This window comes from Bradyrhizobium sp. JHI2711, assembly GCF_056156565.1.
This window is the reverse complement of the sequence record NZ_JBPZPT010000001.1, coordinates 1044435-1066211: the sequence shown is the minus strand read 5'-3', so window position 1 is coordinate 1066211 and position 21777 is coordinate 1044435. Positions and strand designations below refer to the sequence as shown.

Genomic DNA, 21777 nt, shown 5'->3' with positions numbered 1-21777 from the left:
AATGGACCAAACAATCAGGGCGCCACGTCGAGGCGGCTCGGCGCCCGCCCGATCCAGGATGATGCCCGGACGCGTGCAGCGCGCGCTGCTGTGGGTGCACCGTTGGTTCGGATTGATCGGCGGCATCGTCGTGGTGCTGATCGGCCTGACTGGAAGCTTCATCGTCTTCTACCGGGAGATCGATGTCGCCCTGAATCCGGCGCTCTATGCGCCCGCCGGTCCGGAGCAGAGCGTCACGTTAGCGGAGGTGATGCACGCCGCCGCGGCAGCGGATCCCGCGCCGATCGCGACGATCCTGGCGCCAGACCGGACCTGGCCGGTCTGGATCGTGATCCATTCGCACGAGACCACGCCAGGCAGCTACCCGAACCGGTGGACGACTATGGTCGATCCTTCCAACGGCAAGGTGCTCGGGCAGCGTGACTACGCCAACGCGTTCGCGCTCAAGGTTTACCGTCTCCATTTCACGCTGCTGCTCTACGAGTTCTGGGGCAAGGAACTGGTCGGCGTGGCCGGGTTCGTGCTGCTCGGCTTGGCGGTCTCGGGTCTCTTCCTTTGGTGGCCGAAGCCGGGGCGATTTTGGCGATCGATCTCGGTGCGCAAGAACGTCTCGCTGCTTCGATTTGTTCTGGACCTTCACGGTGCGGCAGGCTTTTGGGCGCTGGCCGTGCTCTTGTTGATCTCGATCACCGGCGTCGGCATCGTTTTTCCCGACCTGGTGCGGCCCATCGTCGGCCTCGTGTCGCAGCCGACGCCTGATCGCTCGCCGCGAGTCGAAATGCCGCCTCCGGCAGGGACGCCGGTGCTCTCACCTGACGCGATCATGCGACGCGCGCAAGAGGTCAAGCCCGGTGCGACGGTCGCCATGCTCAATCCGCCGACCGCAACGCGCAACACCTGGCGGGTGCAATTCCGTCCTGATGGAGCTGATCCCGCGGTGCGGTCGCGTGGAGCGATCTGGCTCGATCCGTGGAGCGGCGCTGTGGTGCACGACCGCACGCCGGGCACCATGTCGATGGGGGATCGCTATCTGGCCGAGCAGCTCTGGCTCCACAATGGCGCGACGTTCGGATTCGCAGGACGCCTACTGGTGTTCGCGGCCGGCTTCGCACCGCTAGTCCTCTTCGTCAGCGGCGCGATGATGTGGCTCAAGAGACGGCCCGGGAGGATGAGGCCCGGCTGAGAGGTCAGCGCCTGACGATTGAACCGGCGCGGCCAACCAGGCGGGCGAGCTGACGGAAGCGGCTGCCGACGCGGTCGGCGACGAGGTCGCCGAGCCGGTGCTCGAACACCAGCATCAATTTGCGGCCCTGGCTGCGGAAATGCGTGGCTGGCAGGACGCCGGGACGTGCGGCCGAGATCAGATGCGCAACGCGGAACGCAGCGCCCAGGAGGCGCGCGCGTTCGAGCTGGGCCGGCGTCAGCAGCTCCTGCGTGGTGACCGGCGGCTGGTTTTCCTCGCTGAGGCCGGCATAGCGATAGAACACCGACAGGCCGACGAAGGCGCGTTCGGTGTGGGTGATCGCGCCGAAATTGCCGTTGACGACGAGGCTGAGCGTCTGCTCGCCGCGATGATCGGGATGCACGCGCCAGCCGATGTCGGAGAGCAGGCACGCGGTGTGGCGGAGGCGGCGGTCCACTTCCGTCTCGCGCAGCTTGACGACGCGCACCAAGCGGTCGGTCCAGGCAATCAGCTCGCGCGCGTGCCTGGCCGAACGCGACAGCAGCTGGTTCAGCTCCTCCGCCGCGCAGATCAGCCCGTCCTTGTTGCGTTCGGTCTCGGGCAGCTTCTCGTGCAGCAGGCCCTCGCGCACGCCGAAGGTGGAGAACACGATGTTCTTTGGCTTCGCGACGCGGATGATGTGCTCGAGCACCAGCGCCGCATAGGTGAGGAGAGGGCGCCGCGCATCGGCGACGATCTCGATGTCGGCAAGCATGTCGGCGGCGGCGAGGCGCCGCAGGCGGCGCGAGAAGTCGAGCGCCTCGGCAGCCGGAATGGAATAGCCGTGCATCACCTGGAGCGGATAGCCGCTCTGGATGATGTGGATGCGCGCGAGCGCGCGCCAGGTGCCGCCGACGGCATAGAAGGTGCGACCGCGGCCGGCAGTGAGTAACTGGACCCCGTCGATCTCCTCGCGCACGATGCGGTCGGCGCGCTTGAGCGATTTGTGGGCGAGGTCCTGCAGTGCGAGGCCGCCGAGCGGCAGCGTCACGCCGCTGCGTACGGCGTTCCTGCGCACGTCGATCAGCTCGAGCGAGCCGCCGCCGAGGTCGCCGACGATGCCGTCTGGATGGTGGATGCCGGAGATCACGCCGAGCGCGGACAGTCGTGCTTCGCGCGAGCCCGACAGGATCTCGATCTTCACCGCGCAGATCCGCTCGGCCCTGGCGATGAAATCGGGGCCGTTGGAGGCGTCGCGGCATGCGGCGGTCGCGATCGCGAACACGCGTCCGACCTTCATCACCCGGCACAGCGCGCGAAACCGTTTCAGCGAGGTCAGCGCCTTGTCGATGGCGTCGGGCGCGAGCAGGCCCGTGCTCTGCACCTCGCGCCCGAGGCCGCACAGCGTCTTCTCGTTGAAGATCGGGATCAGGCTGCGCGCCAGCGCCTCGTAGACGACGAGGCGGACCGAGTTGGAGCCTATGTCGATAACCGCGACGCTCGAGCCGCGCTTGCGCGGCCGCTTCACGTCGCAAACCCCCGATCAGGATTGATGACGTTCGTTCCGGCGCGTGAGACGACGCGGCGAGGATTCCTTGAGCGACTTTCCACGGCCAGACAGACTCGGATTCGTCATGAAGTAGTTGTGGACGTTGAAAGGCTCCTCGCCCTTCGCGGTCTTCATACGCGTTGAAGACCCATCCGGCAACAACTGCCAGCTCTGCTCATTGTCCTTCAGGTTCGCGACCATGATCTGTTCGAGAACCTGCTGATGCACCGTCGGATTTTGCAGCGGACACAGCACCTCGACGCGGCGGTCAAGGTTGCGCGGCATCATGTCGGCGGACGAGATATACACAGCCGCTTTCGCGCTCGGCAGTCCCTGGCCCATGCCGAAGCAGTAGATTCGGCCATGTTCCAGGAAGCGGCCGATGATCGACTTGACGCGGATGTTCTCCGACAGACCGGGAATGCCGGGCCTGAGGCAGCAGATGCCGCGCACCACGAGCTCGACCTGGACACCGGCCTGCGAGGCCTCGTAGAGCGCGTCGATGATATCAGGATCGACCAGCGCGTTCATCTTCATCCAGACCGCGCCGGGACGGCCATGCCGCGCATGTGCGGTCTCGCCCTGGATGTGCTCGATGATGCGCTTGCGCAAGGTCAGCGGCGACACCGCCATCTTTTCCAGATCGCTCGGCGCGGCATAGCCGGTGATGAAATTGAACACGCGCGCGGCATCGCGGCCGATCGTCGGGTCCGAGGTGAAGTAGGAGAGATCGGTGTAGATGCGCGCGGTGACCGGGTGATAATTGCCGGTGCCGGTATGGACGTAGGTCGTCAGGCTGCCGCCCTCGCGGCGCACCACCATCGAGAGCTTCGCGTGCGTCTTCAATTCGAGGAAGCCGTAGACGACCTGCACGCCGGCGCGTTCGAGATCGCGTGCCCAGCGGATGTTGGCTTCTTCGTCGAACCGCGCTTTCAGCTCGATCAGCGCGGTGACTGATTTGCCGGCTTCGGCCGCTTCGGCCAGCGCGCGCACGATCGGTGAATTGTTGGAGGTGCGGTAGAGCGTCTGCTTGATCGCAACGACGTCGGGGTCGCGCGTGGCCTGCTGCAGGAATTGCACCACCACGTCGAACGATTCGTAGGGATGGTGGACGATCAGGTCCTTCTGCCGGATCGCGGCGAAGATGTCGCCGCCATGCTCGCGCACGCGTTCGGGGTGGCGCGGCACGTAAGGGGTGAATTCGAGGTCGGGCCGGTCGAGGCGGGTGAGCTGCGAGAGCTCGTTCATCGCCTGCACGCCGTCGACCAGGAAGATCTCGTCGTCGGCGGCGGAGAGCGCGTGCTGCACGAAGCTGCGCAGCTGCTCCGGCATCTTGGCGTCGATCTCGAGCCGGATCACCGATCCGCGGCGGCGGCGCTTCAGTGCGGTCTCGAACAGGCGGACGAGATCTTCGGCCTCCTCCTCGATTTCGAGCTCGGAGTCGCGGATGATCCGGAAGGCGCCTTGGCCGTGCAGATTGTAGCCGGGGAACAGGCGGTTGATGAACAGGGCGGTGGCCTGCTCCAGCGAGATCAGGCGCACCGTGCCATCCGCCGGCAGGCGGATGAAGCGGTCGATCTTGCCGGGCATGCGGATCAGCGCGTTCATCTGCTTGCCGTCCGCGGCGCGCGTGAGCTGCAGCGCGATGGTGAAGCCGAGGCTCGGAATGAACGGGAAGGGGTGGGCCGGATCGATCGCCAGCGGGGTCAGGAGAGGGAACACGTTGTGGAGGAAGTAGTCCTCGATCCAGGTTCGTTCCGCCCTTGTGACGTCCTTGCCGTCGACCAGCACGATGCCGACCTCGGCCAACGTGGCGCGCAGGTCGCGCCAGATCGCCTGCTGGTCGGAGGCGAGCTGGGAGACGGTGCGGTTGATCAGCGCCAGCTGCTCGGACGGCGTCAGGCCGTCGGGGCTGCGCTCGGCGATGCCCTCGCGGACCTGGGCCTTGATGCCGGCGACGCGAACCATGAAGAACTCGTCGAGGTTATTGGCCGAAATCGACAGGAATCGCACCCGCTCCAGCACGGGGTGGCTGGGATTGACTGATTCCTCCAGGACGCGGCGATTGAAATGCAGCCAGGACAGCTCGCGATTGATGAACCGCTCGGGACTGGACGCGATCGCCGGAAGGCTCTCGGTTTCCGGGGCTTTCTCTTTCGTTTCAACAGCTTGCGCAGAGTCCATCAGAAGTCGGTCCATCCAGTTCACCCCAATTGCGACTCAAGCGCAAAAATCGGCGGGAGCATGTGTTAGAGCGATGACGTTTCGATGACATTGATGTTCCGCCCCCGCGCCGCGTCAAGCGGGCCCGCGAGCTTGTCAGGCGTCCCGGAGCAGCTCAGCGGCCAGCGCCCGGGTGACGGGACGGCCGAGCCGTAGGGCTTCGCTGTCGAGCAGCTCGACGGCCCGCCGGGCGGCAGCCGAGGACCGCTCCAGGCGCGTCGCGAGGTAGCCGACCACGCTCTCGTCCACATTGAGCTGGCGGTCGGCGCAGAACTTGACGATGAGGCCGCGGAACAGCTGGTCGTCGGGAGGCAGCAGCGTGACCGCCGGAACGGCCCGCAGGCGCGAGCGCAGGTCGCGAAGCTCGATCGGAAGCGCGGCCGGCGCCTCGCGGCCGGTGAACAGGACGTAGGCGCCGTCCTCGCGGGCGAGGTTCATCAGGTGAAACAGGGCACGCTCGTCGAAGTCCCCAGCCTTGAGATCCTCGACCACCAGCGCGCCGGTGGCGAGCGCGCCGGGCACGTCCATTGCGGTCAGCGCATTGGCGGTGGTCGAGCGGGCGCCGGCTTCCTCGGCCCAGATCGCGGCGAGATGGCTCTTGCCGCTTCCTTCCGGGCCCGCCAGCCACATGATCCGGTTCGGCCATTCCGGCCAGCCGTCGATGAGGCCTAGACCGGCCGCATTGGCGGGGCCTTCGAGGAAGTTGTCCCGGCTGAGGCTCTCCGCATGCGGAAGCGCAAACGCCAATTGTCGGGGATGAACGCGGCCTGCCACGCTTGCTCTGCTCCATGCCGGCGCGCCGGCCCGCTTGTAGAGATTCGACTTGATGGTGCGGGACTTGGCCTTTTGCTGGGCTGCTTCCCCGCTCATTTGGCCTCGATCGTGCTCATGTGCCGCAGCCACTCGACGAGATAGAGCGACACGGAGGAGAGCGTGAAGACCGTGACGAGACCCATCAGGATGACATCATAAGGCGCGGGCTTGAAGCCGAAGGCAAGCGCCGCCAGCACCAAAGCTGCGAATGCCACTTGTGCCACCGTGTTGAGCTTGGAGACTTTCGACGGCTTCATCTCGACCGGCCGGTCGAACAACCAGGACACGATCACGGCGGCGACAATCATGATGTCGCGCGAGACCACCAGGATCACGATCCAGCGCGGGATCGCGCCCCAGATGCCGAGCGCCATGTAGATCGAGACCAGCAGCGCCTTGTCGGCGAGCGGATCGAGCAGGGCGCCGAGCTCGCTCGTCATGTTGAAGCGCTTGGCCAAAAAGCCGTCCACGGCATCGCTGATGCCGGCGATCAGGAAGACGGCGAACGCCACCTCCATTTGGCTCGACACGATGGCCCAGACGATGATCGGGACCAGCATGATGCGGCCCAAGGTAATGATATTCGGAATACTCACGAAAGCGCTTCCCGGCACCGGTTCTGACCTCAAATCCGGCCCGTTGCAGGCTGAACCGGTTGATATGTCTACATAGTATAGCGGGGAGCGCCATGCGAGCCATTGCGCGTCCCCGGAATTCAACGTAACCAGCCGCAAACCCACTGGAAATCGGGCATGACCGACCGCAAAAACGGCCTCACTTACGCCGATTCAGGCGTCGATATCGACGCGGGCAACCGCCTGGTCGACCTGATCAAGCCGATGGTGCGCGCCACCGCGCGGCCGGGCGCCGATGCCGAGATCGGCGGCTTCGGCGGCCTGTTCGACCTCAAGGCGGCCGGCTTCAAGGATCCGGTCCTCGTGGCCGCGACCGACGGTGTCGGTACCAAGGTCAAGATCGCGATCGAGACCGGCCTGCATGGCGGCATCGGCATCGACCTCGTCGCCATGAGCGTCAACGACCTCGTGGTCCAGGGCGCCGAGCCGCTGTTTTTCCTGGACTATTTCGCCTGCGGCAAGCTCGACCCCGAGGCCACGGCCGCCATCGTCGCGGGCGTTGCGGAGGGATGCCGCGAATCCGGCTGCGCTTTGATCGGCGGGGAGACTGCCGAAATGCCCGGCCTCTACAAGGACGGCGACTACGATCTCGGCGGCTTTGCCGTCGGCGCCGCCGAGCGCGGTACGTTGTTGCCGCGCAAGGACATCGCCGCGGGCGATGCCGTGATCGGTCTCGCTTCGTCCGGCGTGCATTCCAACGGCTTCTCGCTGGTCCGCAAGATCGTCGAGCAGTCGGGCCTCGGCTTCGAGGCGCAGGCGCCGTTCGCGCCGGTGATGACGCTCGGCGGCGCGCTGCTGACGCCGACCAGGCTCTACGTCAAATCCTGCCTGCGCGCGATCCGCGAGACCGGGGCGGTGAAGGGGCTCGCCCACATCACCGGCGGCGGCTTCACCGACAACATCCCGCGCGTGCTGCCGAAGCATCTCGGTGTCGGCATCGACCTGGCACGCCTGCCGGTGCTGCCGGTGTTCAAATGGCTGGCGGCCCAAGCCGGCATCGCCGAGCTGGAAATGCTGCGCACCTTCAATTGCGGCATCGGCATGATCGCGATCGTCGAGCCCGACAAGGTCGACAAGGTCGTCGAAGTCTTCACCGACGCAGGCGAGACCGTGGCGCAGCTCGGCACCGTGATTCCGGCCGAGGGCGAGCACCGCGTCGTCTATAACGGCCACCTCGACATGGCGCTATAATGACTGGCGCCGTGATGAAGCGCCGCGTCGCCATCCTGATTTCCGGGCGCGGCTCCAACATGGCTGCGCTGATCAGGGCAGCCGCCGCCGCGGATTTCCCGGCGGAGATCTCGCTCGTCATCTCTAACAAGGCGGATGCGCCCGGCCTCGAACGCGCCCGGGCGAGCGGCGTGACCACCGAGGTGATCGAAAGCAAGCCGTTCGGCAAGGACCGCGCCGGCTTCGAGACGGTGCTGCAGGCCGCGCTCGACAAGCACGGCATCGAGCTGATTTGTCTCGGCGGCTTCATGCGCCTGTTCACGGCCGAGTTCACCAAGGCCTGGTACGGGCGGATGCTCAACATCCATCCCTCGCTGCTGCCATCGTTCCCCGGCCTCGACCCGCACGGCCAGGCCCTGCGCGCCGGCGTCAAGCTCTCCGGCGCGACGGTGCACTTCGTCATTCCCGAGACCGATGCCGGCCCGATCGTGATGCAGGGCGCGGTTCCCGTCAGCGACCACGACACCGCGGAGACGCTGTCGGAGCGCATCCTCGAGGTCGAGCACCGCATCTATCCCGAGGCGCTGCGGCTGCTCGCGACCGGCAAGGTCCGTATCGAGGGCGACGTCTGCAGGACGGCGGGAAGCGCAGCGTCGGAGAATTTTCTGGTCGCGCCGGTGGCGCGCTGAAGAGTCGTCGCCGTTTCGGCGCCACAAACAAAATCCCCCGGCAGAGCCGGGGGCAACGTCATGATCGCTCGCATGCCGCGAGAGACATCAGGAAACCTTGAGGTTCTCCGCGGATGATTTGCCGCGGTTCTCCACGAGGTCGAATTCAACCACCTGGTTCTCGTTGAGGGTGGAAAGTCCGGCACGCTCGACGGCGGAGATGTGGACGAACACGTCCTTGTCGCTGCCATTCGGCTTGATGAACCCATAGCCCTTTGTCGGGTTGAACCATTTGACGGTGCCCTTTTGCGGCATCGCTCGTCTCCTCCACTAGATATAAAAACGACGCGGCCGCTTTTTCGCGTGCCACGCCACAAACGGGCTCCCGGAAGTCTGTTCGAGTCTTGAGGCGCAATGTCGCGAAACGCACAGCAAACGGCCAATTCCGATTGTGAACGTTATTGCAACATGAAATTCGCCGGCTAGCAAGCCGCGCGCGGATTTCAAGACCAAGCCGGGTGCCTTCAAGCGCAATTTGCGACCTGTGGCAGCAGAACCACAATCGGTGCAATAGCCTCGGCCGTTATGCGCCAACCGGTTGACCCCTCGTGGCAGTTCGGCCCAAATCGCCGCAAGCGCCGCAGACCGTGTTGCATTTTTGCGCGCCCGCCACTTCGCTTTCGGGATTCATCGCATGCGCTGCGCCGCGCAGCTCTCCGGGACACGGCAGACGATCGGGTTGGACTGCGTCCGCCGGATCGCGGCTGCGCTTGCGATGGCGTTTGCCCTGGTCGTGACGATGGCGGCCGTGAGCCCCGGCTTCGCGCAAAGCACGCCCACACCGACCCCGACGCCCACGCCGACACCCACGCCGTCACCGACCCCGATTCCGTCGCCGACCTCGACCAATCAAAATCAGTCAGCCGGCAACAGCATGCTCAATTTCGGCTCAGGCTTTCTGGAGCGGCTCGGCAATCAGGCTTCGGGCGGCGTCAGCCGGGCGTTCCGCACCAATCCGGGCGGCGGCGGCGCCTCGGTGGCTGCGGAAGATCCGCGCTATCGCACCTGGTTCGAGGGCTATGGCCTGTCGGTTCGCACCGAAGCGCAAGGCGACTTCGTCGGCGACAAGCGCAAGACCTTCGGCGGCGTTGCCGGCTTTGGCGCGCGGCTCGCACCCGGCGTCAACATCGGATTCTCCGTCGACCACAGCCACACCGACATCGACGTGCCGCTGGCGCTGCAATCCGCAACCCTCGATCTCACCCAGCTCGGCTTCAGCGGCTCCGTCGACAAGGGCCCGTGGACCTGGGCCTTTGCCGTGGTGCACGGCTTCGGCAAGGTCCATTCCAGCCGCGATACCGGCCTTGGCCTTGCGACCGCGCGCTATCGCGCCGCCGTGGACGGCGCGCTGACCGAGATCAGCTATTACTGGACCAAGGACGAGATGCGCATCGTGCCCAAGGGCGCGCTGGAATATGTGCGTGCCACCAGCGCCGCGTTCCAGGAGACCGGCGGGCTCGATCCGCTCAACGTCGGCTCGTCGGCGCTCTCGCGCGCGCGCATCATGATCGGGGCCGAGGTCGGCCGCTATTTCATCATCGACCAGAAGATCCTGGACCTCTCGGCCTACGGCAAGTTCGTCGACAATTTCCACCAGGACCTCGGATCCATCCAGGTCAGTCTGGGCGCCCAGAACGTCATCGTCCCCGGCATCGGCGAGAGCCGTTACGGCGCGGATGCCGGCGCCTCGGCTTCGCTCAGCCTGACCAACGTGGCGAGGCTCTACGTCAATTACGACGGCAAATTTCGCAACGAGCTCACCTCGCACCAGGGCACGCTCGGCTTCGAATACAAATGGTGAGCTGACGCTCGCCTGCGTTAAGTCGGCGCCGTCGCCACGTATCCCGCCAGGCCAAAGCCCTCGCGCGCCGCCGTCATCATCGGCACCAGCGCGTTCGGATGGATGAACTCGTCGCGGAAGCAGGGATAGGTCCTGGCATCGAAGATCTTCTTCAGCCAGTCGACCACGATCTTGTGCCGCTCGGAGCTGCGGAACTCCTTGTGATAGGTGAGCCAGAGATCGGCGTGATGGCTGACGCCGAGATCGACCGCAACGAGCGGCGCACCGAGCGCGATCGATACCGTCGGCAGGAAGCCGATGCCGGCGCCGCGCTCCACCGCGTAGAGCACGCCCACCGACGAATTGGTCTTGATCCCGACGATGCCTTCGAGCGACTTCAGCCCGAGCACGCGGGCATAGGCGCCGTCGTCGACCTGCGGCGCGCTCTGCTTGATGATGCGGTGATTGTTCAGTTCGGCGAGCGTTGCCGGCACGCCGTAGAGGCTTTCATACTCCTTGGAGACGAAGGGATAGATGTGGAGGCGGCCGAGCTTGGCGACGATCAGATCGGGATTGGTCGGCGGCTCGAGCTGGATCGCGATATCGGATTCGAGCCGCGCGACGTCGGCCTGCTCCATCGCGCAGCGCAGATCGACCGTGATCTTGCGGTACGTCTTCTGGAAGTCGATCAGCCGCGGCAGGATCCAGAAATTGCCGGGGCCTTCCGTCACCGCGACGCGAACGGTGCCCGAGGTGTCGTTCGAGGACCGCGCCGCGCGGCGGAAGACGTTGAAGGCATGACGCTCCATATGCGTGACGTCGGCGATCATCGCGGCGCCTTCATCGCTGAGCGTCAGCCCGCTCTGGTCGCGCAGGAACAGCTTGCACCCAATGCTGTCCTCGAGCCGGTCGATGCGGCGCATCAGCGTGGTGGAGGTGAGGCCGAGCTCTTCGGCGGCATTCCGAAAACTTTTAAATTTTGCGCACGCTAAAAACAGCTTCAAATCATCCCAGGACGCGCCCAGGGCTTCTTCACGGTGCTGCATCATCGCAGCACCCCGGTGCAATAACTGCTGCATACTCCTGATCCCCAACCGCTAAGCTCGTCGTAGCGGGGCATGAAAGCCTCGAACGATAGAGGCGCGACATGAGTATGGAAAGGGGCACGTTTGCCGCAAGGCATGATTTCGATGCCTTGCCGCTGAGCCCGGACGTCGACGTCCGCTGTGCGCAATTTTCCGAAATTGGAGCGCTTTCGGAGATGGCGCACCGGCTGGTGCCGGGCGTGCAGATCGGGACGGCGGAGCTTGCCAAATATTACGTCTTCGATCCCCAGAGCATCCTGACATTCAGCCGCAAAGGCAAGCTCGTCGGCGGCATGGCCTTCCTGTTTCTCAATGACCGCGGACATGACGCGCTGCTGCTCGACGAGATTTGCCTCACCGCGCCCGAGACGCGTTATCTCGCATCGGCAGACGAAGACGTCGCTGCCATCTACATCTGGGCGATCGCGGCGACGGGCCGCGGCATCGCCGGTCTCGGTAAGGCCGCGGCTCATCTGCGGCAGATAAGGTTTCGCGATGCGGATTGCTATGCGCAGCCGTCAACGGTGGCCGGACGCGACATCATGAAGGCGACAGGCTTTGCGCCCGTCCCGAGCTTCCAACCCGACCTTTGGTGCTACGAGCGGCCCTGGCATCGACAGCCGATGCGCATGCCGGGAGCGATCATCCAATCAAGGAGCTTTGCAGATGCACGGTACTAGGATTCCAGTCGCCAAGCCCTGTTCCCGCGCCATCACCATCCGCCTCGCGCGCGACCCAAGCGATCTCATGCTGGTGACCGCCATCCGCTCGGCGGTCTACCTCGCCGAGCAGGATTGTCCGTTCGAGGAGGAGTTCGACGGCAACGACATGGTCGCGGCGCATTTCATCGGCTTCGTCGGCAACGAGCCTGCGGGCTGCCTGCGGGTGCGCTTCTTCGGCGATTTCGCCAAGGTGGAGCGGCTTGCGGTGCGTCACCAATATCGGCGCTCGCGCGTCTCGTTCAAGCTGGTGCAGGCCAGTGTCGATTATGTGAAGCGCAAGGGCTTTCGCAAGATCTACGGCCAGGCGCAGGACCGGCTGGTCGATTTCTGGGCCCATTTCGGCGCCAAGCCGCTCGGTCACAACCGCAAGATCACGTTCTCGGATTTCTCCTACACGGAGATGCTGCTGGAGATCGAGCCGGGCCCGGACGCCATCACGCTGGATAGCGATCCCTATGTGATTATTCGTCCCGAGGGCGATTGGGACCGTCCTGGCGTGCTCGATGCCTCGGCCGGGCGGGCGGTGACCTCGCCGCTGCGGGACCTCGCGCTCGCCGACCGCTGAAACAGGTGCAGCTGCGCGCAACTCGATGCTGGTTTCAATGCACGATGATCCGCCGATCCTGGTCTGTGCGGATCTTCAGGTCGAGTACCTGACTCCCGGCCGCCGTCACGTTATCCGCGACGGCGATGCGACGGCGGCGCGCTGCCTGGAACTCCTGACGCTGTGGCGCAGCAATCTATGGCCGGTGATGCATCTGAAGCGCATCGCGCAGGCGGCCTGGTTCAATCCGTCATCCAGGCTGACCGATTGGATCGCGGAGACCAGGCCACAACCGGGCGAGATGACGTTCGAGCACCCGCTGCCGTCCGCCTACAGCTCGTCGCGGTTTGGCGGCCACATGTCCGCTATCCGCACCACACGCTGCATCCTGATCGGCTTTTCCCTGGACGAGACCATCCTGGCCACTGCCGTCGAGGGGTTTCACCGCAGTCATCGCTACCATGTGATCACCGACGCGGTGGCTTGCCGGCAGCCGGGCACGGACGATGCCGCGGCCTACCGGCATGCGGTAGTGGATGTCATTGCGAATTTTGCTACAGTCCAGTCCAGCGCCGAACTGATCAGAACCAGCGGCGCCGTTGCGGTGTAGGCGGCCGCGGCCGGTCGATGGGGTTGAGAATTGTCGCGGGGAGACGAGCTCAAGGAGCTGGCGAGCGATCTGTCGCATGCCGCCGAGAAGGCGCGCAGGCTTGGGCTGCCTACCACGGTCTACTTGCTCTCGATGGCGCTGATGGAGGTGAGGGAAGCCGTTTCCGCCACCGACGAAGTGGACGACGACGGCGCGGCGTGAGAGCTGCCCAGCCCGATTCTGCGATCCGCGGTCCTGTCATGTGCGGCTTTGTGCATCGCTGCTGAGCGCTTGCCGCCGACGAATTGGCATTGCAAGTTTTGCGTCGTGGCAATAGCCAAGTACTTGAGACAAGTACTCGCCATCGAGTGATGACGCCGGCCCGCCGGCGGCGTGACGCTTTTAGGGATCATCGCAAATGTCCATGCTGCCCAATTCGCAAGAGGCCCGGGATGTGGCCTATCAGCTCCATCCCTACACCAATGCGCGCACGCATCAGCAGGCCGGTCCGCTGGTGATCGAGCGCGGCGAGGGGCCTTACGTCTTCGACGCGTCGGGCAAGCGCTATTTCGAAGCCATGGCGGGCCTGTGGAGCGTCGGGCTCGGCTTCAACGAAAAGCGACTGGTCGAGGCGGCGCACAAGCAGATGCAGGCGCTGCCGTTCTACCATACGTTCTCCGCCAAATCGCACGGTCCCTCGATCGACCTCGCCGAGAAACTGGTCGCGCTCGCGCCGGTGCCCATGAGCAAGGTGTTCTTCACCAATTCCGGCTCGGAAGCGAACGACACCGTGTTGAAGCTGATCGCCTATCGCTCCAACGCGCTCGGCCAACCGCAGCGCAAGAAGGTGATCAGCCGCCTGCGTGCCTATCACGGCGTCACCATCGCATCCGCCAGCCTCACGGGCCTGCCGAACAACCACCGCTCGTTCGACCTGCCGCTGCCGAACATCCTGCATACGGGCTCGCCGCACTTCTACAAGGACGGCGCCCCCGGCGAGAGCGAGGAAGCCTTCGCCACGCGCCGGGCCGAGGAGCTCGACGCCCTGATCCAGAAGGAAGGGCCGGATACGATCGCGGCGTTCTTCGGCGAGCCGGTGATGGGGGCGGGCGGTGTCGTGGTGCCGCCGGCGACCTATTGGGACAAGATCCAGAAGGTCCTGAAGAAGTACGACATTGTCCTGGTCGCCGACGAGGTGATCTGCGGTTTCGGCCGCACTGGCAAGATGTTCGGCTGCGAGACCTACGGCATCAAGCCCGATGCGATCGTCGTCTCCAAGCAGATCACATCGAGCTATTTCCCGCTCTCGGCGATCATCCTGAACGACCGCATGTTCGAGCCGATCGCGGACGAGAGCAACAAGATCGGCGTGCTCGGCCACGGCTTCACCGCGGGCGGCCATCCGGTCGGCTCGGCGATTGCGCTGGAGAACCTCAAGATCATCGAGGAGCGCGGCCTCGTCGCACACGCGGCCGAGCTCGGTGGCTACATGCAGGGCCGCTTGCGTGAACTCGCCAGCCACCCGCTGGTCGGCGAGGTCCGCGGCGTCGGCATGATCGCCGCGCTCGAGCTCGTGCTCGACAAGGCGCGCAAGACCGCCGCCACTACGCCGGGCGCCGTCGGCGGCATCGCCAGCCGCATGCTCCAGGAGCGCGGCGTGATCTCGCGCAACATGCTCGATGCCATCGCGATCTGCCCGCCGCTGATCACGACCAAGGCCCAGATCGACGAACTGGTGGACGCGATCTCCGGCGTGCTGAACGACATGAAGAGCGAAGTGGCGAAGCTGACGCCGGCGTAAGGCTTCGTCGCTCTCTCCGTCGTCATTGCGAGGAGCTCTTGCGACGAAGCAATCCAGACTGTTTCCGACGAGGGATTCTGGATTGCTTCCCTGAACCTGTCATCGGGCCGCGCTTCGCGCGGACCCGTTGGCTCGCAATGACGGGAATATCGGCGCGACAGCGTGCCCCTACGCCCGCTGCACCCCGATCACGCGGCCTTTCTCGATCGCGAGCGCGAGCTCGCCGCGCTTGAGCTTCAGCGCGGCGTCGCCGAACAGCTCGCGGCGCCAACCGCGCAAGGCGGGCACGTCGGCCTCATCGTCCGCCGCGATCTCCTCTAAGTCGTCGACGGTCGCGATCACCTTGCTTGCGACTGCGTGGCGCTCGGCGGTCATCCGCAACAGCACCTTCAACAGCTCGACGATGGCGGCGCCGTTGGAATTGTTGCGCGGTTTCTCCAGCTTGGGCAGCTTCGAGAAGTCCCGCGCCAGCCCCCGCTCGACCGCGGCGATGATGTCCGCGCCCCATTTGGATTTCTCGAACCCCTTCGGCACCGAGCGCAGATGGGCGAGCTTCTCCAGCGTGGTCGGCGCGTGGGTCGCGATATCGGTGACGGCTTCGTCGCGCAGCACGCGGCCGCGCGGCACGTCGCGGCTCTGCGCCTCCTGTTCGCGCCAGGCCGCGACCTCCATCAGCACCGCGAGGTCTTTGGGCTTGCGGACCCGCGTCTTCAGGCGCTCCCAGGCGCGCTCGGGATGGAAATCATAGGTGCGGGGGGAGGTCAGGACCTCCATCTCGATGGAGACCCATTCGCTGCGGCGGCGTTTCTTCAGGTCGGCGTCGAGCGCGGCGAACACGTCGCGCAGATGGGTGACGTCGGAGACCGCGTAATGCATCTGCTCCTTGGTCAGCGGCCGGCGCGACCAGTCGGTGAAGCGGTGGGTCTTGTCCGGACGGTGGCCGGTGACCTTCTCGACCAGCGCGTCATAGGCGATGCTGTCGCCGTAACCGAGCACCATCGCAGCCACCTGGGTGTCGAACACCGGGTGCGGGATGATGCCCGCCTGGTGCCAGATGATCTCAATGTCCTGGCGGGCGGCGTGAAACACCTTGAGCACGCCCTCGTTGCCCATCAGCTCGAAGAACGGCTTGAGATCGATCCCCTCGGCCAGGGTGTCGATCACCACGGCTTCCTCGGCGCTGGCCATCTGCACCACGCACAGCAGCGGGTAGTAAGTGGTCTCGCGCAGGAATTCGGTATCGACTGTTATGACGGGGTGCTTGGCCAGCCGGCTGCAGGCAGCCGCGAGGTCAGCGGTGGTGGTAATTAAATCCATGAACGGCCCATGACACTTGGTATCAGCCGTTCCGCCGAAAGTGCTGTGATGTCAAGGGGCTCTGAGCGAATTCGAGCCTTGCATCGGGCCGGAATCGTCTCTTTCCGACGAAAATCCTATTCGTAGCGGACCCGCTGGGAGGATTTTCGTGCGCAGGGCAGCGCCACCACGAGGACGCACATGGCGACCAGCGCCAGTCCCAGGAACTCGATAACCAACAGATCCACGGCGAAATCTCCAGAAACATTGATAGATTTGTCGGGGGTGCGTTGAGGGTCTGTTAATTGTGATGGTTACCGGCGGCGGGCCGGGGCGGATGGTGGACGAGAAGTTAATTGGGCGCAGCCATGGTCACGCCATCAGCTTCGGCAAGCCGGTCGCGAGGATGTCCACGGCGGCGCGCACCTTCGGCGGCAGCCGGGGTGAGCGCGGCCAGAGAGCGTGGCACTCGTAGAGGAATGGGGGCTGACTGCTGAAGAGATTGACCAGTGCACCCGTATCGAGGCGCTCGCGGACCAGCCAATAGGGTAGCCAGGCGAGACCCATGCCTTGTGCCGCGGCATCGGCAATCGCCTCCAGGTCGTCGAGTCGGAGCCGGCCCGATGGCATGATCTCGCGCGGAGGCCCGCCCTCCTGCGGAAAGAGCCACGGCCGGACACGCCCTGAGCCGCGATAGATGATCGCTTGATGGGCGGCGAGATCGTCGAGCGATTTCGGCTTGCCGCTCGTGCGCAAATACGACCGCGCGCCACATACCACCATGCGCTGGCTTGCGATGCGCCGTGCGATCAGGCCGGACTGGTCGTCGAGATCGCCGGTTCGGATTGCCAGATCGTAGCCGGCCTCGACGATGTCGGCAATCGGATCGGCGAACGAGAGGTCGAGTTCGAGATGCGGATATTTCCGCGCGAGCTTCATCAGCAACGGCGCAATGCAGTGCCGTCCCAGCAGGGCCGGCATGGTGACGCGCAGCCTGCCGCGCGGCTCCGACAACTGGTCGGCAACGACGCTATCTGCGGCTTCGGCCTCGCTCAGCACCGCGCGGCAGCGTTCGTAGTAGGCCTGGCCGGCGTCGGTCAGGCTCTGGCGCCGCGTGGTGCGGTTGAGGAGCCGTGCCCCGAGGCGCTCTTCGAGGAAACGGACGTGCTTGCCAACCATCGGCCCCGACATCTCCAGAGCATCGGCCGCAGCCGCGAACGAGCCGAGATCGACGGCCCTGACGAACACGGCCATGCTGGTCAGGCGGTCCATGATTGAAAACTCCTGGTTTCGACTTTTGGCTTGCTTGGGCGATTTATTCTCTTCGCACGGATCGGCATAGCTCTATTCAGTTCAACTGTTTTGGAGTGCATCCATGGCCCGCGCCGTTCGCTTTTATCGCCATGGTGGTCCCGACGTGCTGCGCATCGAAACCATCGATGTTCCGCCACCGGCGACGGGCGAGGTGCAGATCCGGGTCAAGGCACTCGGCCTCAATCGCGCCGAGGCCTTGTTGCGAACGGGGACCTATATCGAGCGCGCGACATTTCCATCTGGGCTGGGTCTCGAGGCGGCCGGCATCGTCGAATCGGTCGGGGACGATGTGACGGGCTTTGTGCCAGGCGATATCGTGAGCATCGTGCCGCCGCTGTCGATGGTGCGATGGCCGGCCTATGCCGAGCTCGCGACGTTTCCGGCCGAACTCATCGTGAAACATCCGCCGGAGCTCGGCTTCGAGACGGCGGCGGCCGTGTGGATGCAGTATCTGACAGCCTACGGCGCTTTGGTCGACATCGCCCGGCTTGCCCGAGGGGACATCGTTGCCATCACCGCTGCATCCAGCAGCGTCGGGCTCGCGGCGATTCAGATTGCGAACCGGGTCGGCGCGACGGCGGTCGCACTGACGCGGACCTCGACTAAGCTTCGGGCCTTGCGCGATGCCGGCGCGGCCCATGTCGTCGCCTCCGACGAAGACGACATTCGGGCGCGGCTGGAGGCGATCGCCGGATCTAACGGGGTCCGCGTCGTCTTCGACGCCGTCGGTGGTCCCGCGTTCGAGCCGCTGACCGCGGCCATGTCGCCGGGCGGAATCCTGATCGAATATGGTGGATTGAGTCCTGAGCCGACGCCGTTTCCGCTCTGCAACGTGTTGACGAAGAGCCTGGTGTTGCGCGGCTACCTCGTGCACGAGATCATCCGCGATCCCGCGCGCCTCGCGCAGGCCAAGGCGTTCATTCTCGACGGGCTGTCGGATCGCACGTTGCAGCCGGTCATCGCCAGGACGTTCCGCTTCGAGGACATCGTCGAAGCGCATCGGTTTCTGGAGTCGAACGATCAGTTCGGCAAGATCGTGGTGACGATCTGTTGAAGTGTCTTTCGTGAGCGCTGCTTCGTAGGGTGGGCAAAGCGAAGCGTGCCCACCATCGATCAACAGAGTTGAGAGGTAGATGGTGGGCACGGCGCTATGCGCCTTTGCCCACTCTAAGAGATGCGTATTCGGTTCGAATCGTACAGCCCCTTACGGCAGCTTGAGCGACGTCTCCGCGTTGTACGGCTTCAGCGTCTCGTCGGCGGCCTTCTGGGCGGCGGCGAGAGCTTCCTTCGGCTGCTTCTTGCCGTTGAGGACCAGCATCACCTCGTCCTCGAGGTTCTTGCGCACTGGCACGGTCTTGTAGGTCGCAAACCACGGCTTTGCGACGTCGAGCTGCTCGACGGCGGTCTTGGCGTCCGGGTTCTTGCCCAGGAATTCGACCATCTCCGGCGTCTTGTAGGCGGCCATGTTCGGCGCGAAATAGCCGGTGGCGCGGCTCCACCAGCCGCTCTTCTCCGGCGAGGTCATCCACTTGATCAGCGTCCAGGCGGCCTTCTGCTTGTCGGCCTCAAGCCCGGCCGGCATGATCAGCGAGGCGCCGCCGATCGGCACCGCGTTGCGGACGTTGCGCGGGATGAAGGCGACCTTGTAGGGGAACTTGGCGTTGTCGCGCACATAGGTGAGCGAGCCCGTCGACAGCATCATCATCGCGGCATTGCCCGAGATGAAGGAGGTGCTGACGGCAGGACCAGGCGTAGCGCCGGGCGTGTGGACCTTGTGCTTGTAGATCAGGTCGTTCCACCAGGTCAGTGCACCCAGCATCGAGGGCGTGTCGTAATAGACCTCGCCGCCGAACTCCTCGTTGTAGTAGCGGCCGCCATTGCTCATGGTGAGCGTTTCCATCATCCAGCCGCAATAGTCGTAGGCGCAGGGGATCGCGATGCCCCATTGGGTCACCTTGTCGCCCTCGCGCTTGGTCAGCTTCTTGGCCCAGTCGGTGAGCTCGGCCCAGGTCTGCGGCGGCTTGCTCGGATCAAGGCCCGCTTCCTTGGCCTTGTCGGCGTTGATGTAGAGCAGCGGTGTCGAGTTGTGGAAGGGCACGCCGTAGACCGAGCGGTTGATCACCGCGTTGCCGTGCAGCGCCGGGAAGAACTGGCCGAGGAACTGGTCCTTGGTGGTACCGTCGGCCTTGATCAGCGCATCGAGATTGGTGAGCTCGTTCTCGATCTGCATGTCCAGCAGGAAGTTCGCCGACATGATCACGGCGGCCGGCGGCTTGCCGGCCTTGATCGCGGCGCGGGTCTTGATCAGCGTGTCGTCATAGGAGCCGGTGTAGACTGCGGTCGCCTTGACGTTGGGATGAGTCTCGTTGAACTCCTTGATCAGGGTGCCCATGTCGCGGGCGAGCTTGCCGTCGACGGGAACGGGGAAGAACAGGTCGACCTCGGTCGGACCTTCGGCCTTGGCCGGAACGGCGAGGGCGCCTGCCATGGTGCCTACCATGGCAAGGCCGAGCATGAGCCTGCGGGAGAACAGCATCGTGAAAATCTCCTATTTGATGCCTGAGGTGACGAAAGAGCTGATGAAGCGTTTCTGGAAGATCAGGAAGGCGACGAGCAGAGGCGCGATCACCATGAGGGTACCCGCGGCGATCGTGCCCCAGGCCTGCGTGCCTTCGGCGGTCTTGGTGAAGACGGAGAGGCCGATCGTGAGCGGGCGCTTGTCCGGCGAATTGATCACCATCAGCGGCCACAGGAAGTCGTTCCAGTGGCTGGTCACGGAGATGATGGCGAAGGCCGAGAAGCTCGGCATCGACAGCGGCACGTAGATGTGGCGGATGCGCTGGAACAGACCGGCGCCATCGATCAGCGCGGCGTCTTCCAGCTCGGTCGGAATGGCCTCGAACGCCTGGCGCATCAGGAAGGTGCCGAAGGCCGAGGCGAAGAACGGCACCATCACGCCGGTGAGCGTGTCGTAGAGACCGAGCTGCGCCACCAGCGACAGGTTCGGCACGATCAGCAGCACCGGCACCAGCATCAGCTGCATCAGGAACAGGTAGAAGATCGGCGTCTTGCCGGCGAAATCGAGGCGCGCGAAGGCAAAGCCGGCCAGCGTGATCGTGACGAACTGCACCAGGAGAATGCCGGTACAGATGATGGTGGTGTTGAGCGTATAGCGCGGGAAATCGCCGATTTCCCAGGCATCCCTGACATTGTCGAGCGTGGGCTTGAGGCTCGGCATCAGCTCGGCCATGGCGTTGATGCCGTCGGACGCGGGGCGCAGCGTCGCGACGACCATCCACAGGAAGGGGATCAGCCAGACCATTGCGAGCAGCACGGTCAGGGCGAAGCCGAGCTTGGGCGTGATCTCGCCGCGGGTGGCGAGCGGGGCGTCCTTCCACAGCCTATCGGTCAGCTTCATGGCCCGCCCTCGCGGCTCGCCATGGTGCGGAAGGACAGCGCGGTGAGGGCCATCAGCGCGGCCAGCGTCAGCAGCGTCGCGGCCGAGGCCTTTCCGATGTCGTAGTGCTCGACCGCCTGCTGGTAGATGTAGAACAGCACGAGATTGGTCGCGTTGGACGGCCCGCCCTGGGTCATGACGAAGACGTGGTCGACCTGCGTCACCGCATTCAGCGTGGCGATGACGGTGACGAACAGGAAGGTGGGCTTGAGCTCCGGCAGGATGATGTGGCGCAGCCGCCGATACGGTCCGGCGCCGTCGAGATGCGCGGCCTCCATCACGTCCTCGGGCACGGCCTGGAGGCCGGCGAGGAAGAACAGCATGTAATAGCCGGCGTTCTTCCAGACCGTGATGACCATGATCGCGTAGAGCGCGATGTCGCCGTCGCCGAGCCAGTTCGGCAGCACCGGCAGCAGCCGGCCGATGTAATAGTCGAGCAGGCCGACGTTCGGCAGGAAGATGAACAGGAACAGCGCCGAGGCCGCGACCATCGGGATCAGCACCGGCAGGAACAGCGCGGCGCGCAGCGCGCTGTTCACGGCATGAGTGCGCGCCAGCGCCAGCGCGAACAACAGCGCCAGCGCGATGCTCGGCACTGCCGTGCCGACGGCGTAGATCAAATTGTTGGCGACGGCTCCTGCGAAGGCGGGGTCGGCAAGCACCGCGCTGATGTTCTCAAAGCCGACGAAACGCACCGGCGCCTTCGGCGTCGCGCGCTGATAGAGCGCATCGATCAGCACGCGCCCCATCGCGCCATAGGTGAACAGCGCGAGGAAGACCAGCGAGGGCAGGAGCAGCAGATAGGCCGGCAGCGAGGCCTTGAAGCGGCTGGTGAACCGCTTCAGGAGGTGTAGACGCGGCGCCGCCGACGTCGCGACCGGGAGAGCCGCGGGTTCAGCGAGGCTCATC

General features: G+C 64.9%; 21 protein-coding genes. 10 read left to right on the top strand and 11 right to left on the bottom strand.

Features of this window, described 5'->3' with window-relative positions; translation table 11 throughout:
- The first annotated feature begins 58 nt into the window (after positions 1-58).
- Positions 59-1183 (top strand): PepSY-associated TM helix domain-containing protein, encoded by a 1125-nt coding sequence (locus ACTEK7_RS05145; protein WP_225146666.1) that lies wholly within the window; start codon positions 59-61, stop codon positions 1181-1183.
- A 4-nt stretch (positions 1184-1187) separates the two neighbouring features.
- On the opposite strand, the gene ppx is transcribed toward ACTEK7_RS05145, so the two are convergent.
- From ppx to ACTEK7_RS05125, 4 genes are all read right to left on the bottom strand, one after another.
- Entirely contained in the window at positions 1188-2690 is a 1503-nt protein-coding gene (ppx, locus tag ACTEK7_RS05140; protein WP_225146667.1) for an exopolyphosphatase, read from the bottom strand.
- A 15-nt stretch (positions 2691-2705) separates the two neighbouring features.
- On the bottom strand, positions 2706-4895 hold the full coding sequence (locus ACTEK7_RS05135) for an RNA degradosome polyphosphate kinase (protein WP_225146785.1): 2190 nt from the start codon (positions 4893-4895) through the stop codon (positions 2706-2708).
- Positions 4896-5030: 135 nt separating this feature from the next.
- Positions 5031-5708, bottom strand: a complete 678-nt coding sequence (locus ACTEK7_RS05130; protein ID WP_057029312.1) for a P-loop NTPase family protein — start codon at positions 5706-5708, stop codon at positions 5031-5033.
- Positions 5709-5800: 92 nt separating this feature from the next.
- Positions 5801-6343 (bottom strand): CDP-alcohol phosphatidyltransferase family protein, encoded by a 543-nt coding sequence (locus tag ACTEK7_RS05125; RefSeq protein ID WP_057028980.1) that lies wholly within the window; start codon positions 6341-6343, stop codon positions 5801-5803.
- Between the two features lie 156 nt (positions 6344-6499).
- Here ACTEK7_RS05125 and purM point away from each other — a divergent pair, with 156 nt between their 5' ends.
- A complete protein-coding gene (purM, locus tag ACTEK7_RS05120; protein ID WP_036000563.1) occupies positions 6500-7573 on the top strand; it encodes a phosphoribosylformylglycinamidine cyclo-ligase in 1074 nt (357 codons plus the stop codon).
- A gap of 14 nt (positions 7574-7587) precedes the next feature.
- The gene (gene purN / locus ACTEK7_RS05115) at positions 7588-8241 is read left to right on the top strand and encodes a phosphoribosylglycinamide formyltransferase (RefSeq protein WP_225146786.1); all 654 of its coding nucleotides are present in this window, start codon (positions 7588-7590) and stop codon (positions 8239-8241) included.
- A gap of 87 nt (positions 8242-8328) precedes the next feature.
- Here the strand turns inward: purN and ACTEK7_RS05110 are convergent, their stop codons facing one another.
- On the bottom strand, positions 8329-8535 hold the full coding sequence (locus ACTEK7_RS05110; RefSeq protein ID WP_027576280.1) for a cold-shock protein: 207 nt from the start codon (positions 8533-8535) through the stop codon (positions 8329-8331).
- Positions 8536-8914: 379 nt separating this feature from the next.
- Between ACTEK7_RS05110 and ACTEK7_RS05105 the strand changes: the two genes are divergently transcribed.
- Positions 8915-10081 (top strand): autotransporter outer membrane beta-barrel domain-containing protein, encoded by a 1167-nt coding sequence (locus tag ACTEK7_RS05105; RefSeq protein ID WP_225146668.1) that lies wholly within the window; start codon positions 8915-8917, stop codon positions 10079-10081.
- 17 nt (positions 10082-10098) lie between these two features.
- Here ACTEK7_RS05105 and ACTEK7_RS05100 read toward each other — a convergent pair whose 3' ends face one another.
- Complete coding sequence (locus ACTEK7_RS05100) at positions 10099-11139, bottom strand: LysR family transcriptional regulator (protein WP_225146669.1); 1041 nt, start codon at positions 11137-11139, stop codon at positions 10099-10101.
- A 68-nt stretch (positions 11140-11207) separates the two neighbouring features.
- Here ACTEK7_RS05100 and ACTEK7_RS05095 point away from each other — a divergent pair, with 68 nt between their 5' ends.
- The 5 genes from ACTEK7_RS05095 (at position 11208) to ACTEK7_RS05075 (ending at position 14801) form a co-directional block, all read left to right on the top strand.
- Positions 11208-11825, top strand: a complete 618-nt coding sequence (locus ACTEK7_RS05095) for a hypothetical protein (protein WP_036000548.1) — start codon at positions 11208-11210, stop codon at positions 11823-11825.
- Entirely contained in the window at positions 11812-12432 is a 621-nt protein-coding gene (locus ACTEK7_RS05090) for a GNAT family N-acetyltransferase (protein WP_036000546.1), read from the top strand. The genes ACTEK7_RS05095 and ACTEK7_RS05090 overlap by 14 nt, the downstream gene beginning before the upstream one ends.
- A gap of 25 nt (positions 12433-12457) precedes the next feature.
- Positions 12458-13021, top strand: a complete 564-nt coding sequence (locus ACTEK7_RS05085) for an isochorismatase family protein (RefSeq protein ID WP_036000543.1) — start codon at positions 12458-12460, stop codon at positions 13019-13021.
- Positions 13022-13051: 30 nt separating this feature from the next.
- On the top strand, positions 13052-13222 hold the full coding sequence (locus tag ACTEK7_RS05080) for a hypothetical protein (protein WP_167361657.1): 171 nt from the start codon (positions 13052-13054) through the stop codon (positions 13220-13222).
- 196 nt (positions 13223-13418) lie between these two features.
- Positions 13419-14801, top strand: coding sequence for an aspartate aminotransferase family protein (locus ACTEK7_RS05075; protein ID WP_225146670.1), 1383 nt, complete (start codon positions 13419-13421; stop codon positions 14799-14801).
- Positions 14802-14969: 168 nt separating this feature from the next.
- Here ACTEK7_RS05075 and rnd read toward each other — a convergent pair whose 3' ends face one another.
- Both rnd and ACTEK7_RS05065 read right to left on the bottom strand, forming a co-directional pair.
- A complete protein-coding gene (gene rnd / locus ACTEK7_RS05070; protein WP_036000537.1) occupies positions 14970-16118 on the bottom strand; it encodes a ribonuclease D in 1149 nt (382 codons plus the stop codon).
- 351 nt (positions 16119-16469) lie between these two features.
- Positions 16470-17369 (bottom strand): LysR family transcriptional regulator, encoded by a 900-nt coding sequence (locus ACTEK7_RS05065; protein WP_036022741.1) that lies wholly within the window; start codon positions 17367-17369, stop codon positions 16470-16472.
- A 103-nt stretch (positions 17370-17472) separates the two neighbouring features.
- Here ACTEK7_RS05065 and ACTEK7_RS05060 point away from each other — a divergent pair, with 103 nt between their 5' ends.
- Entirely contained in the window at positions 17473-18465 is a 993-nt protein-coding gene (locus ACTEK7_RS05060) for a zinc-dependent alcohol dehydrogenase family protein (protein WP_225146671.1), read from the top strand.
- A gap of 150 nt (positions 18466-18615) precedes the next feature.
- Here the strand turns inward: ACTEK7_RS05060 and ACTEK7_RS05055 are convergent, their stop codons facing one another.
- From ACTEK7_RS05055 to ACTEK7_RS05045, 3 genes are read right to left on the bottom strand one after another with little or no spacing between them, the layout of a single operon-like run.
- A complete protein-coding gene (locus ACTEK7_RS05055) occupies positions 18616-19947 on the bottom strand; it encodes an ABC transporter substrate-binding protein (protein ID WP_225146672.1) in 1332 nt (443 codons plus the stop codon).
- 12 nt (positions 19948-19959) lie between these two features.
- Positions 19960-20829, bottom strand: coding sequence for a carbohydrate ABC transporter permease (locus tag ACTEK7_RS05050; RefSeq protein WP_225146673.1), 870 nt, complete (start codon positions 20827-20829; stop codon positions 19960-19962).
- Positions 20826-21776, bottom strand: a complete 951-nt coding sequence (locus tag ACTEK7_RS05045; RefSeq protein ID WP_225146674.1) for a carbohydrate ABC transporter permease — start codon at positions 21774-21776, stop codon at positions 20826-20828. Before ACTEK7_RS05045 ends, ACTEK7_RS05050 begins: the two co-directional genes overlap by 4 nt.
- Position 21777: the final 1 nt, after the last annotated feature.